Source organism: Aeromonas genomosp. paramedia (assembly GCF_023093515.1).
Lineage (GTDB): Bacteria > Pseudomonadota > Gammaproteobacteria > Enterobacterales > Aeromonadaceae > Aeromonas.
In genome coordinates this window covers 25,044-40,105 of record NZ_JAAROG010000016.1, presented here as the reverse complement: position 1 = coordinate 40,105, position 15,062 = coordinate 25,044, and the positions used below count along the sequence as shown (strand labels likewise).

Genomic DNA, 15,062 nt, shown 5'->3' with positions numbered 1-15,062 from the left:
TGAAGGGGCGGCGAGCCGCCCCTTGAGAGGTTATTTGAGCTGGTTGAGCCAGGCGTTGGATTCAAACCACTTCTTGTAGAGACGGTCGTAGCTGCCGTCGCCCTTGATCTGGCGCAGGTAGTTGTTGAACCAGTTGAGGGTGTCCTGATCCCCCTTGCGGATGGCCCAGGCCAGCGGCTCGAAGGTGAAGGGCTTGTCCAGGTGCACCACGGCGCCGGTGTTCTGGGAGGCGAAGATGGCGTTGTAGGGCAGGTCGTAGACGAAGGCATCCACCTTGCCGTTGATCACTTCCAGCTTGGCGTCGTCCTGGGTTTCAAACTGCAGCAGGGTGGCCTTGGGGATCATGCGCTTGACCGCCTGCTCGCCCGTGGTGCCGAGCTTGACCGCGATCTTGTACTTGGGATCGTTGAGGTCCTGGAAGGACTTGATCTCCCCCGCCTTGTCCTTGCGAAGGACTATGGTCTGGCCCACGACTATGTAGGGATCGGCAAAGTTGACGCGCAGGTTGCGCTGGGGGGTGACCGTCATGCCGCCCATGATGACGTCGAACTTGTCGGTCAGCAGGGCCGGGATGATGCCGTCCCAGGCGGTGTTGACGAACTCCACCTTCACGCCCATCTCCTTGGCGACCATCTTGGCCAGATCCACGTCGAAGCCGATGTACTGGCCCTGCTTGTTGGTCATCTCGAAGGGTTGATAGCCGGCGTCGAAGCCGACCCGCAGCACACCGCGTTCCAGCACGGCATCCAGGGTGGAGCTGGGGGCTGCGCTGGTGGCAGCATTGGCGAGCCCGCACAGCAGCAGGGTAGAGAGAATGAGTTTTTTGATCATAAGTGACGTCTCTGTCGTAAGTGTGTTCGGCCTTGAACCTGCTCCGTGCGACTCCATGGCACAAGAGACTGCTGCATCCGGCAGCAGGCAAGACAGGATTATTGTCTTGATTGAGGCAAAAGCCCCATATGAGATTCTATTCTCCATCCGGTGAGTGAAAAATGTACCAAAATCCGATTGTGTCAGACGACTCAATAGGTTAGTGGCACTTTTTCCTCGCGGCACGGCTCATAAAACCACATGAAAACAACATATCTATCTAAGGGCGCGGGTTCAAGTGCAAAAATAGTTGGCAGGCATTTTGCTGTGTGGTCGGCGGGAAATCTGGGTCCGAACGAACCTGGAGCGTAGGCATCAGGCCGGCTGGCCGAGTGAGAGGGGGCCAGTCGGCTGTCCGGAAAATATTTCTTCACGCCAGAGGGCTCCCTCTGTGTCTTGTCATGGGCTTCCCATATACTCAGCCATCCCCATAGTAAGGTTCGGGAATGGACGCCTCAATTCTGCTCAATCTGGACGTGTTTACCCTGATGTTGATGGCCCTCGGGGGCTACAGCCTGGGGTTCATCACCCTCTCCATCATCTGGTCGACCCACAGGGAGATCCCCGGCCTCGGGCTCTGGTGGTGGTCCAGCCTCTGTGCCCTGGCGGCCCAGTCGCTCTTCTTTATGCAGGCGTTCGCCCCCCACATCGCGGGGATCTGGTTGGCCAACCTGCTCATCACCCTCTGTATCGCACTGATGCCGCTGGCCCTGCAGCGCTTTTTCGGCGAGCCGCCGGCCTGGCGGGCCTTCGCGCTCTTCATGCTGGTCTACCTGCTGATCCTCTGCTGGAGCGTGCTGTTCAACGACGAGATGGCGCCCCGGGTGCTGCTGGCCTGCCTGAGCTACATGGTGCTGGGTGCCGTGATCGTGTGGCAGGTGTGGCGCCACGGTTACCCCGCCTATCTGCCCGCCATTCTAGTGTTTACCGTGGTGAACATTCTGCTCTACGGCTTCAACCTGATCCGGATGGGGGCCCTGCTCAGCGGCGAGGTGAGGGTGCTGATGGATCAGCACGTGGTCAATGTGCTGCCCTTCCTCTCCATGCTGATGGGCAACTACCTCTCCACCTTCGGGGTGCTGCTGCTCTGTACCCAGTACCGGGCCCTGGCCCTGCGCCGGCAGGCGAGCCAGGATCCCCTGACGGGCCTGCTCAACCGGCGTGGCTTCATGGAGCGCTGTGCACAGGCGCCCAAACAGGGAGCCCTGGTGGTGCTGGATCTCGATGACTTCAAGCAGATCAACGATCGCCACGGTCACGAGGCGGGGGACAGGGTGCTGGCGGCGGTGGGGGCCTATCTGGCCGGTCAGGGGGATCTGGTGGCCAGCCGCTTCGGCGGCGAGGAGTTCGTGCTGCTGCTGCCCGAGGGGGATGCCCCGGCCCAGCAGGCGCGCTGCGAGCAGATCCGCCAGGGCATAGCGACGCTGCCCCTGGACGGCATCCAGGTCACCGCCAGCCTGGGGCTGGTGCCTTACGCCCGGGGCTGGCATCTCGACACCCTGTTCGGGCAGGCGGATCGCGCCCTCTATCAGGCCAAGCGCAGCGGCAAGAACCGGGTCTGCCTGCCGGCCTGAGCTGTCGTGATCATCCCGGCTCGGCGGCCCGCGAGCGCGGCGCCTGGGCTTTCAGAACAGCAGGGTCGGGAGGCGGCCTCTTAGCCCGCTTCGGCTGCGAGGGGACGTGGCGCCTGGGCCTTGAGGAAGGGGAGCAGCAGCAGGGCCGAGACCCCGGCCGCCACCGAGATGACCACGAAGAAGCCGTTCCAGTGCCAGATCTCCATCACCTTGGCCAGCGGATACCCCGACAGCGCCGCTCCCATGTAGGCAAACAGCCCGACGAAGCCGGTGGCGGCCCCGGCGCAATCCTTGTGGGAGCACTCGGCGGCCGCCATGCCGATCAGCATCTGGGGGCCGAACACGAAGAAGCCGATGGTGAAGAAGCAGGCCGCCTGCATCACGTAGCTGAAGAAGGGCATCAGCCAGAGCGACCCGACCGAGAGCAGTATCCCCATGGCGAAGATGAGGTTCATCGGGCCCCGGTTGCCGTTGAACAGCTTGTCCGAGCCCCAGCCCGCCACCAGGGCGCCGATAAAGCCCCCCACCTCAAACATCGAGATGGCCGAGTTGGCGCTCATCAGATTGAAGCCGCGCTGCTCCGTCATGTAGAGGTTGCCCCAGTCGTTGATGGCGGTGCGCACCACGTAGACCAGCACGTAGCAGCAGGCGAGCAGCCAGATGTAGGGGTTGCCGAGCACGTATTTGTGCAGGATCTGGCGCGGGTCCAGGCCGACATCCTGGGTCTGCTGGGCCATCTCTAGAGCGTCATTGCGCCACTGTCCGACCGTGGGCAGCCCCAGGGTGCTCGGGGTGTCCCGCAGCCGCCAGCACAGCAGCAGCCCGGCCAGTATGGCGATGAGGCCGGGCACTATCATGCCGTAGCGCCAGCCGTGCTGCAGGGCTATGGTGCTGACGATAAGCGGGATCAGGGCCCCGCCCACGTTGTGGGCCGTGTTCCAGGCAGACCACCAGAAGCCGCGTTCGGTGCGCGAATACCAGCTGGTGAGCAGCTTGGAGCAGGGGGGCCAGCCCCAGCCCTGGAAGAAGGCGTTGGCAATCCAGAGTGCCACGAACATCCAGAGGGCCGACGAGAGGCCGAACAATATGTTGATGACCCCGGTCGCCATCAGCCCCAGCCCCATGAAGTAACGGGGGTTGGCCCTGTCGCTGATGATGCCGGAGACGAACTTGGAGCAGCCATAGGTAAGGTAGAACAGGGTCCACATCATGCCGATATCGGCCTTGTCCAGGATGCCGCTCGCCAGCATGTCCGGCATGGCGAAGTTGAAGCTCTTGCGGGTGAAGTAGAAGACCGCATAGCCCAGGTACATGGTCAGCAGTATGTGGAGGCGCCAATGGCGATAGCTGGCATCGATCTCGGCCTGATCCCGCACCAGAGGGGCCGCCGGGCGGCTCTTCATAAAGCTCAGCATGGGACACCCTGCCTGCTGGATCCTGGATCAGTCATGGGACTCCTCCCGTTTGCGGCTGGGGAGGTTGACAGTCAGCTGGGTTCCCTGGGCGCAGGAGAGGCGCAGCGTGCCCCCCAGCGCCTGTACCCGCTCGCGAATGCCGAGCAGGCCATAGCCCTGGGGCGTCTGCTCGGGCAGGCCGCAGCCGTCGTCGTCCAGTTGCAGCAGCACCCTGTCGGCCTGCTGGCGGGCCAGTATGGTGACGGCGCTGGCATTGGCATGCTTGACCACGTTGTTGAGCCCCTCCTGACAGACCCGGAACAGGGTGACCCGCTGGGCGTCCGAGAGCGCCTCATCCACGAGCCCCCACTCCAGTCGGGTGACGATGCCGCGCCGCTCCAGCTCCAGCTCCCGCAGCAGGCCGCGCACCGCCTGCTCCAGACTCATGTCGTCGAGCTGGCGCGGGCGAAGGCGACCGAGCAGGCCACGCACCGCATCGTAGATGCCGAGCGACAGGGTCTCGATGAGGGCGCTGCTCTGGCCGACATTGGGGTTGTCCGGCGCCAGGCGGCGCACTATGCCCGCCTGGGTGCGGATGGCGGTGATGGTCTGGCCTATGTCGTCGTGCAGCTCCCTGGCCACCTCCTTGCGGATACTCTCCTCGGTCTCCAGCAGCCGCTCGGTGAGCTGGCGGTTGTGGGTGAGCTGGCGGGTCAGCGCCTGATTGAGCTCGCGCTGGCGCTGGATGCCGGCCCCCAGCAGCAGGCCGGTCAGGCTCTGGGCCAGCAGGGAGAGCAGCAGATCCAGGGGATGTTCGTGCCAGGCCTGGCCCGCCATCAGGGCCACCGTATTCATCAGGGTGGCGAGCAGAGCACCCTGCCAGCCGTAGCGCCAGGCCATGGCCATGATGGGAATGGCGAGGCAGAAGGGGGTGAAACGCACCAGGGAGTCCGGCAGGCCGAGCTGCAGCCCCAGGCTCAGCACGAACAGCAGCAGGTACCAGATGAGGTGGCGAAAGCGCCAGTCCACCGGCTGATCGATGAGGGCAGGACCGAGCGGCACCCAGGTGGCGCGGGTCAGATAGTGCCAGATCAGCATGCAGGTGGAGGTGAGGGTGAGGCCGCCGGTCAGGGTGAGCAGCAGGGCGGTGAGGCCATCCTCCCCCGCCAGATGCCAGAGCAGGGATTGCAGGGCCGCCGCCACAGTGACGGTGGCGAGCAGCACCAGCAGTTGCTGCCAGTCGTCACGAATGCGCTGGCGGCGGGCGATGAGTAGCGGCAGCAGGGTGAGCAGGCTGCCAGCCAGGATGAGGGGCCACAGGGGCATGCCCACCTCCCCATCGAGCCAGTGGAGCAGCAGGGCCTCACACAGCAGCAGGGGCGGCCAGTAGGAGAGGGGGCTCTGCAGCAGCAGGCCCAGACGCAGCCCGAAGGGGAACAGCAGCACCGCCAGCACCGGGCTCTCCACCAGGTGCAGCCCTATGCTCCAGAGGCAGAACCAGCCGGCGGCGAAGATGAAGCAGGCCGCCAGGGCGATGGCGACATAGCTGGCAAACCGGGGGATCACCAGCTGTCCAGCATGCGGTGGGCCAGCTCCACGTTGTTGTTGACGTTGAGCTTGTCCATCAGGTTGGCGCGGTGCACGTGCACCGTCTTGGGGGAGAGGCCGAGGCGCTCGGCGATGGCCTTCACCTCCATGCCGCCGGCCAGCAGCTGGGCCACTTCCCGCTCCCGGTTGGTGAGGGGATCCCTGTGGCTGCTGGCGAGCTTGTGGGCGATGTCCGGGGTGAGGTAACAGCCCCCCTGGGCGGCGGTGCGCACCGCAGCGATCAGCTCCTCCGGGCTGCAGCGCTTGGAGAGAAACCCCTTGGCGCCGGCCTGCAGGGCCTGCTCGATGAGGGCCGGGCTGTCGTGCACCGACAGCATCACCACGGCGAGGCCGGCGGGCAGCTGCCTGAGCAGGTCCAGCCCGGATTGATCCGGCATGGAGATGTCGCACACGCACAGCTGGACGCCGCTGCCCGGCAAGCCGGCGAGGGCGTCGGCGGCGCTGCCAAATTCGGCGACGACCCGCAGATCGGGTTCGAGATTGAGCAACTGGGCAAAGCCGGAGCGGACTATCTGGTGATCGTCGATGAGGGCAATTTTTATCATGATGTCAGCCTGAAATCTGCGGCCAGGGCGCTGGCGCGGCCAACAAGATACTCCCGCTCGCCTTCTTGCTCAAGGGGAGGCTCAAGGGGGAGGAGAGCCCCGGGGCTGGAGATGCGGCGATGGGTGCTTCACCCGAGTGCGGTTTTCAGGGCGGCAATATAAGGAGAGGCACGCCCTGCTCGCCTGGGCGGCAGAGCGTGCCCGGCACTGTCAGCGGTGCAGCTCGCCCGCGCGCTCCGGCTGATAGACCACCTCCAGTATCTCCACCTGTATGGTACGCCCGGCCGGGCCCGGCCAGGCGATGCTGTCACCCACCTTCAATCCAAGCAGGGCGCTGCCGACCGGTGCCAGCACGGAGATCTTCGACTCGTCCCCCTGCACGTCCTTCGGGTAGACCAGGGTCAGGCAGAAGTCGTTGCCGCTGTTCTGCATCTTGAAGCGCACCGTGCTGTTCATGGTCACCACGTCCGGCGGCATGTCGGCGGGGTCGCGGATCTCGGCGCGGTTCAGCTCCTCCTGCAGGGCCAGGTGTTGCGGGTGGTTGCCGAGCAGTTGCTCGATGCGATCCAGATCCAGGCTGGAGATGACGAGATGAGGCTGTTGCATTGGGTATTCCTTATCAATGACTGAAAGGACCAGGATGACGGACAAGCTGGTCGAAAAAGGGTTCGGATTGTGAGAATAGATCGCAAGCGCGATGCCCCCGAGCGACTCGCTGTCAGGGGCGAGGGCGGGGGCTCAACGGGGTGTGAGCAGACTGGAAAAAATCATGAGCGCTTTCATGGGGATACCATAACCATTCTGAATGGCTTTGGCAAATGTCCGGCCCGGGGTCAGGGCGCCTGATAATCGTACTGCTTGAGGATGTGCGCCAGGCTGCCATCCTCGCGCATCCCCTCGATCGCCTTGCGCCAGCGCAGCGCCTCGGCCGCAGGAAACCGCGGGCTGGCGGCCAGATAGAGGGCGCTCTCTTGCAGGGTGTCGCCGCGTACCAGATCCCCCAGGGGCAAGCCGGCCCGCTGCTGGTTGTAGCGGGCCGTGTTCCAGGCAACGGCCCAGCCCTGGATGCGGCCCAGCGCCAGCTTGCTGGCATTGTTGACCTCCTCGGTGACCAGCTCCCGGGTCACCCCCTTCAGGGGCTGGATCAGGCTCTGACCATGAGAGCCACGCATCGCCCCCAGGGTCAGGCCGGTCAGTGCCTTGGCCGAGAGGGGTGCCGGGTGGTGCTGACGGTGGCTGACCAGCACGAAGGCCTCCTCCAGCAGGGGGGCAATCCAGAGGAACAGGGGTTCGCGCTGGGGATTTCGGGCCGGTGGCAGCAGCAGGACGTCCGCCCGGTGGCGGGTCTGGCTGAGGGCGCGGGCCAGCGGCATCAGCTCTATCTCCAGGGGCTCCCCGAGGCGGCGGGCCGCCTCCTCCAGCACCTCGATGGCCATGCCGCTCGGGGCCCCCTGCTGGGAGCGAATGACATAAGGGGGAACGTCTGCGGCCAGGACCACCACGGCGTGGGCGCCGGGGCCCGGGAAGAGGAGGGCGCAGCAGAATAGAAGCAGTAGGGGAAGGCGCATAGGAGACCGGGTCAGGGATGAGTACACAGAGTGTAACATCCCGTTACCCCAAGTCAGCCAACCCATCGGGGGGAGCGGGCCGTCAGTCGAAGAAGTCCCGCAGATCCAGGGTCTGGTAGCCGTCCAGCTGCTGCCAGGGCAACTGCCTTGGCAGGGGTTTGAGGGTCACCTCCATCCGGTAGCTGCGATAGCCGTCCAGGCTCGCGGACTCCACCACCAGGGGCAACTGCCATTGGCTCGACCAGAGGATGCGGGTGCGCTGCCTGCCCTCGCGTTTTTCGTACCAGCGGGCCTGCTCGGGGGCCGCGTCGTCGAGGGGGGTCATGCCCTGCAGCAAGGCCGGATCCACCAGGTGGCGAAGCTTGTCCCAGTGGGGGGTGAAGGCCACCTGGCCATACTCCTCCGGCGGCACCTCCACCAGCTGGTTGTGCCAGGCGTCAGCGTAGCGCAGTTGCAGCTCCCCCTCATCACTGCGGCTGACCCAGCGGGCCGCCATCTGGTGGGTGAAGTGCTTGTGGCCCGGGGTGGCATCGTGGCTGGCGTGATAGGCGCGGGCGAGCGGCAGGGGGATGAGCCGCTGGCTCCACACCTGGTTGCCGACCCGGATCCATTTCTCCTGCCAGTGGTTCTCCCGGGCTATGCCGTCGCTGCTGGTGACCCTGTCCTGATAGCGGATGCGGGCGGCCAGATCGGGCGCCTCGTCGGCCAGCAGGGGGAAGCAGAGGCTGCAGCCAAGGAGCCATAACGGAAGTAACAGTCGCATCATGGGTGATCGCTCGAAAGAAGGGGCCCGGTGTGACACCGGGCCCGCTTTCTTACAGGCCGAGCGCCTCCCTGAGCTTGCCGAACACCAGGGTGTTGTCGAGGGTGCCCTTGAAGCGGCCGCTGCCGGCGCCGCCTGCAAACAGCATCACATCACCGCCGCCGTGGGTCTCCGAGCCCAGCTTGACCCCGGTCTCCTGCAGGTAGTCGTCCCCCATCACCTCGTTGCTGGTGAGGGTGGGGCGCTGGTCCGCGCGGTTCGGGCCGTTGCCGAACACCAGGGTAGTGAAGGGCTTGCCATCCACGTCGTTCTGGGTCGAGCCGTCGCCGTTTTTCACCAGATCCAGCACAGGGTTGCCCTTGGCGGAGTAGCCGTTGATGGTCATGGTGTGGTCGTGATCGGCGGTGACCACGATCAGGGTGTCGGTCAGGTCCACCTTGCCCAGCGCCGTCTTGACCGCCTCGTCCAGTGCCACCGCATCGGTCAGCGACCGTTTGGCGTTGGTGGCGTGCAGGGCGTGGTCGATGCGGCCCCCTTCCACCATCAGGAAGTAACCCTGGCTGTTCTGGCTCAAGAGATCGATCGCCTTGGCGGTCATCTCGGAGAGGGACGGCTGGGTGTTGGCCGCTCCCTTGGCGACACGGTCCAGCTCGTAGTCGAGGTGGGACTTGGCACTGAACAGACCCAGCACCTTGCCGCTCTCTACCTTGGCGAGATCGCTCTGGGTGGTGACGTACTGATAGCCCTGGGCACCGAGCTCGGCGGTGAGATCCCGGCCATCGGCCCGGCCCCCCTTGTTGCTGGCGCTGTAGGGGGTCCAGTGATTGGCACCGCCCCCCATCAGCACGTCCACCCCGTCCCCGAGCGCGGCGTTGAAGCCGGCGCCGCCCGGTACCGCCTGCTCGGCGATGGCGTAGGCCGCATCCCGGTGGCAGATGTGGGAGTAGGTGGCCGCCGGGGTGGCATGGGTCAGCTCGGTGGTGGTGACGGCTCCCACCGACTTGCCCGCCGCCTTGGCCAGCTCGAGTATGGTCGGCACCGGGGTGCCGTTGTCGCCGGTGCAGTTGTTGATGCCCTTGTTGCCGTTGGCATCCTTGGACGGCGCCACGGCCCTGGTGTCGCTGCTCATGGCGATCACCTCGTTGTTCATCTTGACCCCGGTGGTGTAGGCCGCCATGGAGGGGGCCGAGTCCGTGGTCTGGGCGTCGTGGGAGAAGGTCTTGATGCGGGCGCTGCGTGGCAGCTTCATCATCTCGAGATCTCCCTCTTCCCCCACCTTGAAGAGGCGGGTGGCGGTGAGCACTGTGGGGCCCATGCCGTCGCCGATAAAGAGGATGACGTTCTTGGCGTCGGCGGCGTGCGCCTGGGAGAGGCCGCCGAGGGTGGCGAACAGGGCGGTGCAGACCAGGGTCTTGTTCATGGTTTTTCTCACGGGAATGATCCTCACAGCTTGGCCGCAGCCTTGACCTTGCCGAACACGGCGGTGTTATCGAGTGAACCGTGGAAGCTGTCAGCTCCCTGGCCTATGGCACCGAGGAAGACGTCGGTGCCGCCGTGGGTCTCGTTGCCTATCTCGCCCACCTTGACCACCACCTCCTGGTGATAGTCGTCGGCGGAGACGGTGGCATCGTCGAGCGGCGCCACGCTGCTGCGCGGGCCATCCACCCGGTTGTAGCCGTTGCCAAAGCCGATGATGGTGTAGGGCATGCCGTCGCTGTCCTTGCTCGGCTCGCCGGTCTCGTAGTTCTTCACCAGCCCGAGCACCCCGGGGTTGCCAGCCGTGGTCTTGCCGGTGCGCTTGGCGTAGCCGTTCAGTACCAGGGTGTGGTCATGGTCGGCGGTGACCACGATCAGGGTGTTCTTCAGCTCGGGGTCGGTTTTCTTCACCTCGTCCAGGGTGGCCTTGATGGCGTCGTCGAAGGCGAGGGTGTCCTGCAGGGCGCGCTTGGCGTTGGTGTCGTGCAGGGCGTGATCGATGCGGCCCCCCTCCACCATCAGGAAGTAGCCCTTCTCCTTGTCCTTGAGCTGCTTGATGGCGGCCAGGGTCATCTGGGCCAGCGACGGCTCGCTGGCGGGCCTGTCGAGGTCATATTTCATGTGGCTTGAGCCAAACAGCCCCAGCAGCGGCTTGCCCGCCTCGGCCTGGTTCAGCTCGTCCAGGGTGCTGGCAAACTGGTAGCCCTTGGCCTGCATCTCGTCGATGAGGTTGCGACCATCTTCCCGCTTGCCCTTGTCGGCTTTGGGCAGGAAGAAGCTGCTGCCACCACCGAGCACCACATCCAGCCCCTCCTTGAGGGCGCTGTTGTAGCCTTTGCCGCCCGGCACCAGCTGGACGGCGATGTCATTTTCCAGATCCCGGTTGCAGATATGGGCATAGGTAGCCGCCGGGGTGGCGTGGGTCACCCGGGTACTGGTCACCACGCCGGTGCCGCGGCCATCGGCTTTCGCCAGCTCCAGCAGGGTGGTGACCGGCTTGCCGGTGCTCTTGCTGCAGTCGCTCTCATAGGTGGCGTCGCTGTCCATGCTGATGACGCCGTTGTTGCTCTTGACCCCCGTCATGTAGGCCGCCATGGAGGGGGCCGAGTCGGTAACCTGGGCGTCGTGGGAGAAGGTCTTGATGAAGGCCGTTTCCGGCAGGGTGTCTATGGTGAGGCTGCCCTCTTCCCCCACGCCGTAGATGCGGGCGGCGGTCAGGGTGTTGAGGCCCATGCCGTCGCCGAGGAAGAAGATGACGTTTTTGGCGCTGGGCTCCGGGGGGCTGCTGTCGTTGTTGGAGTTGCAGCCGGCGACCAGGGTGGCGCCTATCATCACTGCAAGTCCTGCCATGTTTCTCATTGGGGTTCGCTCCTTGTAAAACCTGAGCGCAGCCTAGAGGGGGCAGATGACACTTTTAGTGAGTCTGGATGACAATACGGTGAAGGTGCCAGATAAATGTTATGTTGTATCAATGAGTTATTGATTACTGTCTGGCCTTCTGCCCCGGGCGGTCGTGGTGGCACCGGCGCCGCTGCCGCGTACGCCCGTTGCCACAATGGCCTGTCAAATCGGGGCCGCAGCAGGTAAAATGCGCCCCCTTGCGATGAGTGCCAGCGGTTTGGCGCATCACCAGGCGCCCGCAGCCCCCGACGGGAGCCCGCATCCCCAATGAGAGAGTAACGGATATGTCCATCAACTGGTTCCCCGGCCACATGCACAAGGCCCGCAAAGAAATTGCCGAGGTCATGCCCCAGGTCGATGTCATCATCGAGATGCTCGATGCCCGCATCCCCTTCTCCAGCGAGAATCCCCTGGTGCCCGAGCTGCGTGGGGATACTCCCGTCATCAAGGTGCTGAACAAGGCGGATCTCGCCGATCCGGCGATCACCGAGCTGTGGGTGGCGCACATGGAACAAGAGAAGGGGATCAAGGCGTTGCCCCTGACCCAGCAGGAGCCGGAGAAGATCAAGGCGCTGCTGACCCTGTGCCACGAGATGCTGCCGGAGCGCAACTTCGACCTGCGCGGGGTGCGCGCCATGATCATGGGCATCCCCAACGTGGGCAAGTCCACCCTGATCAACACCCTGGCGGGGCGCATCATAGCCCGCACCGGCAACGAGGCGGGGGTGACCAAGTCCCAGCAGCGGATCAAGCTGGACAACAACGTCATCCTGACCGATACCCCGGGTTTCCTCTGGCCCAAGCTCAACCCGCCCTCCTGCGGCTACCGGCTGGCCATCACCGCGGCCATCAAGGACACCGTCTTCGACTACGCCGACATCGCCATGTTCGCCGCCGATTACTTCATCAAGGCCTACCCGGAGCGGATCAAGGCGCGCTACCAGATTAGCGATCTGCCCGAGACCGAGATCGAGCTGCTGGAGCTCATCGCCCGCCAGCGCGCCTTCATGCGCAAGGGCGGCCTGGCGGATTTGCACAAGGCCTCCGAGATCCTGGTCAACGAGTTCCGCTCCGGCATGCTGGGGCGTATCTCCCTGGAGACCCCGGAGATGGTGAGCGCCGAGATCGTGCTGGCGGCCGAGGAGGCGGAGCAGAAGGCCAAGGAGAAGGCGGAGCGGGAAGAGGAGCGCCAGGCGCGGGCCCGTCGCAAGTACGCCAGAAAGCGTCAGAAATAGCGTCTATTGTGCTGGTAGAAAGAGGAGGCGACCCCGGGGTCGCCTCTTCTGTTATGGCCTTTATGGTCAGGGACCAGGCAAGGAAAAAGTAGCCGAAACGATGGCGCGCCCATAGCGCAAGGGAGCAGCCCCGCTTCGCCTTGATGCCGCCGCTAGCAGGGGGATGAAGATCCCCATCCGGCCCTATCCCTTCCAGTCCAAGGCTCCTTTGGTCAGTGGGTTCATCCTGCTGCCGGGCAGGGGTTGCAGGGGGCAGCACCAGGGCGCAAGGCCTGTGCGAAGCAAACCTGGCTGCGGTTCGTTCAGCGCCGATTGACAATAGCTTTGGCGGTGGCATGATGCGCTCGCATTTTGACTCTCCCCACGGTTTTATCCATGACCACATACTCCCGGCCAGTGCTGTTATTGCTCTGTGGCCTGCTGCTGTTGACCCTGGCCATCGCAGTGTTGAATACCCTGGTGCCGCTCTGGCTCGCCCATGACCAGCAGCCGACCTGGCAGGTGGGCATGGTCGGCTCCGCCTATTTCTGCGGCAACCTGCTGGGGACCCTGCTGGCGGGGGCGCTGATCAAACGCGCCGGGTTCAACCGCAGCTACTACCTGGCATCCCTGATCTTTGCCGCAGGCTGTGTGGGCCTAGGAGTCACCCTGGGGTTCTGGAACTGGCTCGCCTGGCGCTTCATCGCCGGCATCGGCTGCGCCATGATCTGGGTGGTGGTGGAGAGTGCGCTGATGTGCAGCGGCAACGTTCGCAACCGGGGGCGCCTGCTCGCCGCCTACATGATGGTCTATTACCTGGGGACTGTGCTCGGGCAACTGCTGGTCAGCACGCTGCCGACCGCGCTGATGGACGTGCTGCCCTGGGTGACTGGCCTGGTACTGGCCGCTATCCTGCCGCTGCTGTTTACCCGCATTGTCAGCGAGCAGGGGGAGCCGCAGGGGGCAACCCGGGTGTGGCCCATGCTGCGCCTGCGTCAGGCGCGCCTCGGGGTCAATGGCTGCATCATCTCTGGCATCGTGTTGGGGTCGCTCTATGGCCTGATGCCACTCTACCTGAACCATCAGGGGGTGAGTGATGCCGGTATCGGTTACTGGATGGCGGTGATGGTGAGCGCCGGCATCCTGGGGCAGTGGCCCGCCGGCCGTCTGGCAGACAGGTTCGGTCGTTTGCCGGTACTGCGGCTGCAGGTGCTGGTGGTCATCCTGGGCGCCTTGGCGATGCTCGGCAACCTGGCGATGGGGCCGGCGCTCTTCATCCTGGGCGCCGCCGGTTTTACCCTCTATCCGGTGGCCATGGCCTGGGCCTGCGAGAGGGTCGAGCAGCATCAGCTGGTGGCCATGAATCAGGCGCTGCTGCTGAGCTACACCATAGGCAGCCTGCTGGGCCCGGCCTATACCGCGCTCTTGATGCAGCACTACTCGGATAAGCTGCTGTTTATCATGATCGCCAGTGTCTCCTTCATCTATCTGCTGATGCTGCTGCGCCCCATGGGTGAGCATCCGACGCCGGTGGCCCATGCCTGATGGCTGTGTCTGATGGGAAGAGGCGCCGAGAGCCAGGCATGATGCCCTGTGCTGTCTCTGGTGACAGGGGCAGCAAAAGGCAGCCGTGCCCGATACAACAAGGCGGCACCTGGGCCGCCTTGTTGTTATCAGGGGCTGGGGAGGGAGAAAGGGGCGCTAGCCATGGCGTTTTTTCGCCTCTTCGAACAGGGAGAGGTGCAGCGGGATCAACTGCCGCCAGTCGCGCCGGTAACCGCCCCCCGGTACGGCGGCGATGGGCAGGCCGTGGCTTAGCGCACAGTCAAACACCATGGCGTCCCGCTGGCGCACCCCGGCGTCGCTCAGGGAGAGGTAGCCGAGCTCGTCGTCCTGGTGCACGTCGACCCCGGCCTGATAGAGGATGAGATCGGGACGGTAGAGGCGCAGCGCCAGAGAGAGCGCCTGGGCCAGGGTCTCGAGGTAGGCGTCGTCCTCCATGCCGCTTGGCAGGGCGAAGTCCAGATGGGAGGCGGGCTTGTGGTGGGGGAAGTTGTGCTCGCCATGCAGGGAGAGGGTGATGATCTCCCGGCTCCCCGTGCACAGGGCGGCGCTGCCATCCCCTTGGTGGACATCGAGATCCACGATGAGCACCTGCTCGCAGCACCCCTCGTCGAGGCAGGCCCGGGCCGCGATCACCAGATCGTTGAACAGGCAGAAGCCGCTGCCAAAGTCCCTGTGGGCGTGATGATAGCCGCCGGAGATCTGCAGGCCGCAGCCCTGCTCGAGGGCGTGGCGGCTGGCGGCCAGCGTGGCCCCGACCGAGCGCAGGGTGCGCTCCATCAGCATGGGTGACCAGGGAAAGCCGAGCCGGCGGATGGCGCCGTCATCCAGGGTGCCGGCAAGGGCCGCTTCCACATAGCCGGCGTCGTGTACTCTTTTGATCTGCTCAGGCGTGGCGGGCGCGGCCTCTGCCAGCGGATAGCCCAGTGCTGCCAGGTGCTGGTAGAGCGCCTGGTACTTGGCCAGGGGAAAGCGGTGCCGCTCGGGCAGTGTCAGGGAGGAGTAATAGGGGTGGTAGAAGATGCGCAGGGACATGGCAATAGGCCCGAACTGATATGAAAAAGGGGAGCCAGGCTCCCCTCTATG

At 64.8% G+C, this 15,062-nt stretch carries 13 protein-coding genes; 3 read left to right on the top strand and 10 right to left on the bottom strand.

Features of this window, described 5'->3' with window-relative positions; genetic code table 11:
* Positions 1–30: 30 nt before the first annotated feature.
* A complete protein-coding gene (locus HB860_RS10165) occupies positions 31–831 on the bottom strand; it encodes a transporter substrate-binding domain-containing protein (protein WP_162519227.1) in 801 nt (266 codons plus the stop codon).
* Between the two features lie 485 nt (positions 832–1,316).
* Here HB860_RS10165 and HB860_RS10160 point away from each other — a divergent pair, with 485 nt between their 5' ends.
* Positions 1,317–2,444, top strand: coding sequence for a GGDEF domain-containing protein (locus HB860_RS10160; RefSeq protein ID WP_139437019.1), 1,128 nt, complete (start codon positions 1,317–1,319; stop codon positions 2,442–2,444).
* 80 nt (positions 2,445–2,524) lie between these two features.
* Here the strand turns inward: HB860_RS10160 and HB860_RS10155 are convergent, their stop codons facing one another.
* The 8 genes from HB860_RS10155 to HB860_RS10120 form a co-directional block, all read right to left on the bottom strand.
* On the bottom strand, positions 2,525–3,859 hold the full coding sequence (locus HB860_RS10155) for an MFS transporter (protein WP_247626557.1): 1,335 nt from the start codon (positions 3,857–3,859) through the stop codon (positions 2,525–2,527).
* Between the two features lie 27 nt (positions 3,860–3,886).
* Positions 3,887–5,404: a signal transduction histidine-protein kinase/phosphatase UhpB gene (uhpB, locus tag HB860_RS10150; RefSeq protein ID WP_247626556.1), complete on the bottom strand. Its 1,518-nt coding sequence runs from the start codon at positions 5,402–5,404 to the stop codon at positions 3,887–3,889.
* The gene (gene uhpA, locus HB860_RS10145) at positions 5,401–5,991 is read right to left on the bottom strand and encodes a transcriptional regulator UhpA (RefSeq protein WP_139437025.1); all 591 of its coding nucleotides are present in this window, start codon (positions 5,989–5,991) and stop codon (positions 5,401–5,403) included. Before uhpA ends, uhpB begins: the two co-directional genes overlap by 4 nt.
* A gap of 210 nt (positions 5,992–6,201) precedes the next feature.
* Positions 6,202–6,597 (bottom strand): nucleoside diphosphate kinase regulator, encoded by a 396-nt coding sequence (gene rnk, locus HB860_RS10140; protein WP_247626555.1) that lies wholly within the window; start codon positions 6,595–6,597, stop codon positions 6,202–6,204.
* A gap of 227 nt (positions 6,598–6,824) precedes the next feature.
* Positions 6,825–7,559, bottom strand: coding sequence for a substrate-binding periplasmic protein (locus HB860_RS10135; RefSeq protein ID WP_247626554.1), 735 nt, complete (start codon positions 7,557–7,559; stop codon positions 6,825–6,827).
* 82 nt (positions 7,560–7,641) lie between these two features.
* Positions 7,642–8,325, bottom strand: a complete 684-nt coding sequence (locus HB860_RS10130; RefSeq protein WP_247626553.1) for a hypothetical protein — start codon at positions 8,323–8,325, stop codon at positions 7,642–7,644.
* 49 nt (positions 8,326–8,374) lie between these two features.
* Positions 8,375–9,742, bottom strand: coding sequence for an alkaline phosphatase (locus HB860_RS10125; protein WP_247626552.1), 1,368 nt, complete (start codon positions 9,740–9,742; stop codon positions 8,375–8,377).
* Between the two features lie 23 nt (positions 9,743–9,765).
* Positions 9,766–11,157, bottom strand: coding sequence for an alkaline phosphatase (locus HB860_RS10120; RefSeq protein WP_247626551.1), 1,392 nt, complete (start codon positions 11,155–11,157; stop codon positions 9,766–9,768).
* Positions 11,158–11,483: 326 nt separating this feature from the next.
* Between HB860_RS10120 and ylqF the strand changes: the two genes are divergently transcribed.
* Positions 11,484–12,434 carry a ribosome biogenesis GTPase YlqF gene (gene ylqF / locus HB860_RS10115; RefSeq protein ID WP_139437034.1) on the top strand — a complete coding sequence of 317 codons (951 nt, stop codon included), beginning with the start codon at positions 11,484–11,486 and terminating at the stop codon, positions 12,432–12,434.
* A gap of 375 nt (positions 12,435–12,809) precedes the next feature.
* Positions 12,810–13,958, top strand: a complete 1,149-nt coding sequence (locus tag HB860_RS10110) for an MFS transporter (RefSeq protein ID WP_247626550.1) — start codon at positions 12,810–12,812, stop codon at positions 13,956–13,958.
* A gap of 156 nt (positions 13,959–14,114) precedes the next feature.
* Here the strand turns inward: HB860_RS10110 and HB860_RS10105 are convergent, their stop codons facing one another.
* Positions 14,115–15,011: a histone deacetylase family protein gene (locus tag HB860_RS10105; RefSeq protein ID WP_247626549.1), complete on the bottom strand. Its 897-nt coding sequence runs from the start codon at positions 15,009–15,011 to the stop codon at positions 14,115–14,117.
* Positions 15,012–15,062: the final 51 nt, after the last annotated feature.

Bases quoted from the DNA above. Each gene is read 5' to 3' on its own strand.
- ylqF (WP_139437034.1), top strand. From the start codon at position 11,484: ATGTCCATCAACTGGTTCCCCGGCCACATGCACAAGGCCCGCAAAGAA.
- uhpA (WP_139437025.1), bottom strand. From the start codon at position 5,991: ATGATAAAAATTGCCCTCATCGACGATCACCAGATAGTCCGCTCCGGC.
- HB860_RS10155 (WP_247626557.1), bottom strand. From the start codon at position 3,859: ATGCTGAGCTTTATGAAGAGCCGCCCGGCGGCCCCTCTGGTGCGGGAT.
- HB860_RS10165 (WP_162519227.1), bottom strand. From the start codon at position 831: ATGATCAAAAAACTCATTCTCTCTACCCTGCTGCTGTGCGGGCTCGCC.
- HB860_RS10110 (WP_247626550.1), top strand. From the start codon at position 12,810: ATGACCACATACTCCCGGCCAGTGCTGTTATTGCTCTGTGGCCTGCTG.
- HB860_RS10105 (WP_247626549.1), bottom strand. From the start codon at position 15,011: ATGTCCCTGCGCATCTTCTACCACCCCTATTACTCCTCCCTGACACTG.
- HB860_RS10160 (WP_139437019.1), top strand. From the start codon at position 1,317: ATGGACGCCTCAATTCTGCTCAATCTGGACGTGTTTACCCTGATGTTG.
- HB860_RS10120 (WP_247626551.1), bottom strand. From the start codon at position 11,157: ATGAGAAACATGGCAGGACTTGCAGTGATGATAGGCGCCACCCTGGTC.
- rnk (WP_247626555.1), bottom strand. From the start codon at position 6,597: ATGCAACAGCCTCATCTCGTCATCTCCAGCCTGGATCTGGATCGCATC.
- HB860_RS10130 (WP_247626553.1), bottom strand. From the start codon at position 8,325: ATGATGCGACTGTTACTTCCGTTATGGCTCCTTGGCTGCAGCCTCTGC.
- HB860_RS10135 (WP_247626554.1), bottom strand. From the start codon at position 7,559: ATGCGCCTTCCCCTACTGCTTCTATTCTGCTGCGCCCTCCTCTTCCCG.
- HB860_RS10125 (WP_247626552.1), bottom strand. From the start codon at position 9,742: ATGAACAAGACCCTGGTCTGCACCGCCCTGTTCGCCACCCTCGGCGGC.